The sequence below is a fragment of the Coleofasciculus sp. LEGE 07092 genome, assembly GCF_015207375.1.
Classification (GTDB): domain Bacteria; phylum Cyanobacteriota; class Cyanobacteriia; order Cyanobacteriales; family Coleofasciculaceae; genus LEGE-07092.
The window spans coordinates 1-7,281 of the sequence record NZ_JADEWY010000205.1; the positions used below are offsets into that span (position 1 = coordinate 1).

Below are 7,281 nucleotides of genomic sequence, written 5' to 3' on the forward strand. Positions count from 1 at the left end.
GCGGCTTGCAGCCACTTCCTGAGATCTCAAATGGGTTCTATAGAAGCCATTCAAGTGGACTTACATTACAAGGGTAAGGTCTTAGCAGTTTAATGGGTACTCTATTTACGCCGCGCTGTACTAGTCTGAATGACATTATCCGCCTGTGCAGCAAAATAGCACCGCTAGCCGATCCACTACGCTCCCTGACTGACGTGCCACGAATAGAGACACCCCTTTGGCGATCGCAAGCAACCGCACAACCCCAAATATTGGGCAACCTCGTGATTGTCGATACGCCTGGACCAAATGAAGCCGGAGAAAATCTAAGTCTGGCGGCTGTCGTGGAAGAGCAGCTTCAGAAAAGTTCACTGGTATTGATTGTTTTGGACTACAGCGGTTTCAGACTCGATGTGATACACCCAAACAAGAGTAGAACATGGCTTTCTCATGGCTACTGTACTACACCGTGTTAGAAAGTGCTGTACACCCAATTGAAAACGAAAGCCGCAGAAGACGTTAAAGACGAGGTTCAGAAGGTTATCCAGATTCGGGGTAAGGAAAACCTCTATGTTCTGGTCAATAAGATCGATCAACGTACAGACAGTGATATGACTCCTGAGCAAGTGCGGCAGTTTGTTGCTGCTGAATTTGGGGTAGGCGATTCTGGGAATACAGATCGGGTGTTTGAGATATCTGCTAGGCGTGCGTTTTATGCTACTAACTTCCAGTTAGAACTCCAGCAGCAACCGGAGATTAGCATTGCCCAGATGCAAACAGCACGAGCATTGGCTCAACAAGCATATGGTGATATGTGGGAAATATTGTTTCAAAACGCCAATGTAGATCAAATGCAACTGGCATTTCAGCAGGTTTGGAACAAATCAGGCTTTGCTCCATTTCTAGATCAGGCAATCAATGCCCTGATGGCAGAAGCCGCACCTCGGTGTATAAGGGATGCACTTAATATTACCCGTGTTCGCTTGGTAGAGCTACGGGATGGGGTAAAGCTACGAAGAAGTGCGATAACCAAAGATGCTAAGAAAGTCCAAGCAGAGATTGATAAATTAGCAAAAGACTTGCGCCGTCTTGAAAACTGCCGAAAGAATTTGATAAAAAAAGTAGAAACTCAAAAAAGAAAGCTGAACAAGAATATCGATCAAACTCTTGACAGCTTGAGAGAAAGTAGTGAAAGGCAATTACAAGATTATTTTCTCAAAGAAGTCTCTTCACGCCTTACTACCTTAATGGAGAAGCCAGATTTTAGCGTAAAGAAAAAGCTTATTCAACCAATTAGGATACCAATCATTACAGATTTGATTAAAGGAATCATCGCATTAATTATTCCTAAATCAGTGTCTCACGCTCTTACCTATGCCGTCGCTTTTGGAGGTCTTAATGAAGTAAAATTTAAGACCAAACAAGATGCAGAAAACTTTGCTGAAGAATTATGTACTGAAGCTCAACATATTTTAGATACTTTACTAAAAATTCATTTTGAAGAAATTCAAAGCGATATACAAAAAACACAGACAGATTTAAACAATATATTTATCAAGGAAACAAAGGTAATTTTTGAAGAAACTCGTGATAGATTGAATGAAGCTTTTGATGTTGGTTTGGAGTTACCCCTCTTAATCCTAGAAGAAGGAATAAACAAGGATTATTTATCACCTAAAGTTAGTGTTGAAAAGCGAAATAAAAATCTATTAGAAAAGACGTTAGATTTTTTTAAATGCTTATTTAATTTCAAAAAATCAGAGCAAGATGAAAATTTATATACAGTGTCTCTGGAAAATACGGTCAAACAGATAAACCAATCAATTGATAACAAGATTCAAGAAACGAAGGATAGTATCAATGAATACTTGGATAAAGATTTTCAGCAAACACTAGATGATTTTTTTAATAAACTTGATGACTATTTGCAAGGTTATCAAGACAGTTTAACACAAGCATTGAAAGACAAGGGTTCATCATTAGGAAGCCAAGAGGAGTTAAAATCAGTACTCGATAACTTTGCTCAACAAGCAGACAACTTTCTGGAAGAGGTCAATCCCAAGCTGAGATTTACCAACGAAAAAATAAAATGCTAGATGATCGCAAATGAGTGTTGATTATAGTCAATTTACCTTTAACCTCAAAGAACTCCAACGTCGAGTTCCCGTAGTCGCTGATAAAGCCCTAATTGACCTCGTTAACGGCATTCAAGTCAACAAAGACCTCATCCGTTATCGTAAAAATCGAGGTTTCTTCGGTCAACTGCTAGACACACTCGACGGAAGCGATCGCAAACGCCAACTCCTCCTTGATGGCAACCTGATCGCAGGACAAGAAGCACTACACCAGTGGGTACTAGAACTCAGTGACTCACTTTACATTAGCCAAGTTGCGCTAAAAGTTACCCAGCAGTCCTTACTAGAAGCGCGTGATGCCATTCGCCGCCAAAAAAAAAGCCTGCAAATGCAAGAAGAAGCACTGTTGGCACTCACTCAAGGACTCGATCGCCTCGCTCAACAAGTTGGCACCAGACTCAACGAACTAGAAGCGCGAGTGCAGAAGCTAGAAGTGCGCGTTGCTGCCAATGAAGACTTAGACCGAATTGTAACCGCTTGGGCAGCAGAACAAACATACACCAAACTGCCTTGGGCTGTGCAAGTCGCCTTGTTAGCGCGGGAAGTGTTCAGCAGTTCCGTTGCCACCTACGAACTGGAAACGGGAGATACAACTCGGTATCGCTCATTACTCGTGAATAAAATCCTCTCTACCAGCAAACAACTGCCTCAAAGCTTCTTTGGACTCGCTGACTTACTGGATTATTCTTGGAAACCGATGGTAGATAGTGATCGCCAATTATCAGCCGCCTTACTCGAAGTTCGCTCAATCCCGCAACAGCGCCTTCAGAATACACCCCTATTGTTTGCGCTGGGAACAACCCTAGAACTCGCAACATTACCAGAAGAAGCCAGACCAAGTAAACCGGGACAAAGTGCGATCGCACTCTGTCGCGCCCAAATTGGCTCCGTCTCCCGCACCACCGATGCACGAGAATTTATCACCACCGTTATTGAAGAAACTGCAAGTGACTGTATTGCGATGATAGAGAGGACATAGTAACGAAATTAAAACTCTTCATTTTCTATAACAATGTTTCTGCATTGGATTGCTTCTATGAACAACTTCAAACTGGGATTTAGTGGATAACTTTTCATTAAAACTTTGTTTTTGCAATATTCTCTGGTAAAGATTATTATACTCATCATAGGTTTTATTAATACCTCTTTTAATCTGACGTCTTAATCTCTCGAAACACCCTTTAGTTTGTGCGGCTTGTTTATTATCTGTGTAATAAAGTGGAAGCAGCCAACATTCCATGGAATGTACAGAAATGGCAAAAATAATTTTTTCCTTGTACTGACTATAAAAATCCTCACCAATTAGTCCCTTAAACTTTTCTACTACTTTCTCAATCAACTGTTCAGGACTCAATTCTTCTCCATCTTGGTACTTAGAAATATTGTAATTAACTTCTTCGGATACATCGGTATCTATCTGAATGATTAAATATTCGTTAAACTGGAAGGCTTCTCTAAATTTACTAGACGCACAATATTCAAATACTTTCAACCAATTACTGTAATTTTCTACCCTGTATCTATCTGTTTCATCTCTAAGAGGTAGTAGTGGATTTACTACAAGGTCAGGATTATTAAAATATCCAATTAAAATATTTTCAATAACAACTTGATCGGTTTGACCTTCTGCTATCAATCCAAAAGTAATCATTCTAAAAATTTCTCGGAATTCCTCCAATATAACCCCTTAAGAAAGCTTCTGATAACTTCACAGGTTCTTGTCCTTCTAAAGGTTCAGATTTCTCAACATATCTAGCTTTAGTATGTCCAAGCTTATTCCGATAAATGACCAAAAGCTTTTGCTCCTCATCATCCAAATTTAATCCATCCAGAATAGCAGGATTATGAGTTGTAAATATGACTTGTTTATTATATTTTTTAGCTAATTCCACTAATTCTTTCATTAACTGACTGCACAGTTTTGGATTCAAGGAAGCATCAATATTATCAATGGCAAAAAACTTAGGTGTGTTCTCGCTGATAAAAAGAGAGAAGTAGAATAACAAAAATAAGAATCCTTCATTAGAGCTTTTTTGATCAAAATAAGCTAGATTAGGGTCTAAATATTTGTCTTTGATTTGAATTTTATTCTCGTTCTCATATAAGCTGTCAGAAAAATTGAAATCTTGAAACCAGTATATAAGTCTCAATCTTTCCTTAAGTTCAGTTATTTTTTGGCTATCTTCATCTAAGCTCAAAACCTTTAACAATTTAATTAAACCTTGCTTGATTACGGATAGATCCCCCCTAGCCCCTCCACAAATGGGCACGATGATTATGCCCTAAAGATTGTACTAGACCTCCTATATATCTGTCGGTAACAGCCGCTTTTACTCCCAACTCCCTATAAAAGTTTCCCTTTGTAAAGACGTATCAACTTTGGTAAACACCGCTTGGTGTTTCAAAAAGGGCTGTGTTATCTTAAATTTCATAGAAAGAGATCATCCTCCAGACAAAACAAATGGAGAAAAACCAATGTAATGGGCATAGAGCTGATGATCTCCCCCATCTATGACCCAGACGCAGCTTAACCAGTCAAGTGCAGCTCAATGGGGTCAACTGCGGTGAGAGCCGAAGTAACCAAACTTAAGGTCTAGAAAGACACGGCTGTGCTGAAGTACTAAAGGTAGAGTTGCGGGATGTGTAAATCTTAGTAAGTTTTCAATTACCACTCAAAAAGTTAACTCGTTGAAAATTCGGAATATTGAACTCAAGTAGGTCTAGCTGCCATCGGTTAGACCTTTTGAGTTTATGTGGGGTGTGGGTAAAGAAGAAAGACTATATTTCAGTTCTTAATCAAAAATTTGCGGTTCGTAAAGACCTATCAAGTTTAGTAAATGTTGTTTAGCCAACTGTGGTTACTGTGTTACTTTAAAAGTGGACATCAACCACTCGACAAAAAGTGGAAAAAAACAAAGCAAATGGGTGTAGACATGATGTTCCCGGTCTTTGACCCGCCCACCGCTCTCAACCAACTAAGTATTCATTGAAGGGGTCAATTTTCCGGTTTTATCGGAAAAAACCAAACCAGAGTCTGGAAAGACGGAGCGAGGTTGGACTAGTGAAGGTAGAGCTGTGAGGAAGGTAAACCTTTGTAAAGCGTTATTCAATTGATAGTCAGATATTTATCTCGTTGAAAACTCAAGCTTTTGCACTCGAATAGGTCTAGTCTTTTGGCTAGACCTATTGTTTTTTGGCATGACGGAGAAATGGCAGTCCTCCTGGATTCCAGGCTGTGGGTGTATATAGTGATTCTCGGTTGAGTGAGATACACCTAAATTCAAGAGTCGTAGGGGCGGGTTTCACCGAGATAGTTGCTTTCCACAGCTTAATCTAATAAACCCGTCCGTATTCCAATCATTTGAGAACCGCTATAGTTGCTGCAATAGGGATGCTCCCTCCCGTTTTCATGTTTCTGTGAGGATGGGATTTTGTTACGCGATCGCAGATAAGCCGCTCCCCCAGCCAATTGAGTCAATGAGTCAAAGCCAAAAATTATCTCGACATTACCTAGCATTAGTTGGAATTGTTGCCCTAGGAACAGTCCTGCGATTTTGGCATCTAGATCTTAAACCCCTATGGCTGGATGAAGTCCTCACTGCCTTTTTCATTCTAGGACGCCACTACAATGACTTACCTCTAGATATCGTATTTTCTCCTTCAACCCTAGAGCAAATTCTGACGCTACAACCGGAGGCTAGCTGCGGGGAAATTGCCCGTACCCTTGCGGCACAATCAACCCATCCCCCGTTATTTTTTTGCTTGATGCATAGCTGGCTGCGCTTCATGGGGACAGATTCCCTTGTTTGGGCATTGCGATCGCTACCTGCTGGGTTTGGAGTTGCTGGAATCGTCGCAGTTTACTGTCTGAATCGCCTCGTTTTTTACCCAACGGCTGGACTTATCGCTGCCGCACTGATGGCAGTTTCTCCCTTTGCGGTGTATCTCTCCCAAGAAGCGCGTCACTACACCCTGCCAATGCTGCTGATTACCCTAGCACTATTGGGATTAATCGAAATTCAGCACCGTCTTTATTCCCAGCAGCAGCCACACCCAACCCTTTGGTTATTCTGGGTTGCTGTCAATAGCATCGGTTGCTACGTTCACTACTTTTTTATCCTCGCTGTCGTTGCTCAGGTGCTAACCCTCGTAGGATTAATGCTTTGGCATCGTCAACAACTTTCTCGTGGTAGTTGGATTGATGTACTATTAGCGATCGCGGCTATAGCGGTAAGTTACCTGCCTCAGCTTTCAGTCCTATTGGGAGATTTCGGACGCCCAGAGACAGAGTGGCTACCGACACCAGATAGCTTTGAACCCCTATTTCAGTTGTTGATAGGCTGGTTGCTCATGGTAATTGCCCTGCCAGTAGAAAATCAACCGTTATGGGTTGCCGTGCCAATGGGAGTGTTAACCATCGGGTTTGGCGGTTGGGTTGTTTGGCAGGGATTTAGGGGAATCCAGCAACTCTGGAGAAAGCCCTCAACTCAACTGGCAACGTTGACTCTATCCGGTTTCATCGTTTGTGTGCTGCTGCAATTTTTAGCAATTATCTACCTGCTCGACAAGGATATCTCCGTTGTCCCTCGGTATCACTTTGTGTATTATCCGGCAATTTGTGCGTTGCTAGGAGCTAGCTTTGCTTTAGAGAAAGGAAAGAACTGGAGAACAGGAGAGCAGAGGAGATGGGACGTGATTGTATTATTGGGCGCTTCCTTGCTCAGTACTGTCTTTGTCGTTTCCAACTTGGTATTTATTAAACCCTTCCATCCGCAGCAGGTGGCTCAAAACATGAACTTGGAACCAACTGCTCCTCTGATGATCGTTGTAGGCTACAGCGATATTCAAGATGTGGCGTTAGGGTTGAGCTTTGCCCTAGCATTAGATCAAGGGCATGGGGACAGCCGTCTCAAGAATGCCGATACTTTCTTTGCATTTCTGAATCGGGAGCAGGGGTATCAACCCCTTTGGCAAAAATTATCTGAACTGCAAATCGCCCCTGTGCCTCGCTTAAATCTGTGGGTAGTTGCCCCTGGCTTGAAGCGTCGGGATTATCCCCAGCAATTAGCGATCGCGTCTCAGCAAACCTGTACTCTTGACCCCACTCAGCATTACCGTATTGGTATTCCCTATCAGCTTTATCGTTGTTATTTTAGGGGAGCTGGGG

General features: G+C 41.8%; 6 protein-coding genes. 4 read left to right on the forward strand and 2 right to left on the reverse strand.

What is annotated here, in order from left to right; translation table 11 throughout:
- Nucleotides 1–92: 92 nt before the first annotated feature.
- From IQ257_RS28170 to IQ257_RS28180, 3 genes are read left to right on the forward strand one after another with little or no spacing between them, the layout of a single operon-like run.
- The gene (locus IQ257_RS28170; RefSeq protein WP_193881686.1) at nucleotides 93–455 is read left to right on the forward strand and encodes a hypothetical protein; all 363 of its coding nucleotides are present in this window, start codon (nucleotides 93–95) and stop codon (nucleotides 453–455) included.
- A gap of 18 nt (nucleotides 456–473) precedes the next feature.
- Entirely contained in the window at nucleotides 474–2,075 is a 1,602-nt protein-coding gene (locus IQ257_RS28175; RefSeq protein WP_193881683.1) for a hypothetical protein, read from the forward strand.
- Nucleotides 2,076–2,085: 10 nt separating this feature from the next.
- Nucleotides 2,086–3,093: a YjcZ-like family protein gene (locus IQ257_RS28180; RefSeq protein ID WP_228061109.1), complete on the forward strand. Its 1,008-nt coding sequence runs from the start codon at nucleotides 2,086–2,088 to the stop codon at nucleotides 3,091–3,093.
- A gap of 18 nt (nucleotides 3,094–3,111) precedes the next feature.
- On the opposite strand, the gene IQ257_RS28185 is transcribed toward IQ257_RS28180, so the two are convergent.
- Nucleotides 3,112–3,765 carry a phage tail protein gene (locus IQ257_RS28185; protein WP_228061110.1) on the reverse strand — a complete coding sequence of 218 codons (654 nt, stop codon included), beginning with the start codon at nucleotides 3,763–3,765 and terminating at the stop codon, nucleotides 3,112–3,114.
- Nucleotide 3,766: 1 nt separating this feature from the next.
- On the reverse strand, nucleotides 3,767–4,384 hold the full coding sequence (locus IQ257_RS28190; protein WP_322744491.1) for an AAA family ATPase: 618 nt from the start codon (nucleotides 4,382–4,384) through the stop codon (nucleotides 3,767–3,769).
- Nucleotides 4,385–5,537: 1,153 nt separating this feature from the next.
- On the opposite strand from IQ257_RS28190, the gene IQ257_RS28195 reads away from it, so the two are divergent.
- The coding region (locus tag IQ257_RS28195; RefSeq protein ID WP_228061111.1) for a glycosyltransferase family 39 protein at nucleotides 5,538–7,281 on the forward strand (1,744 nt) is incomplete at its 3' end.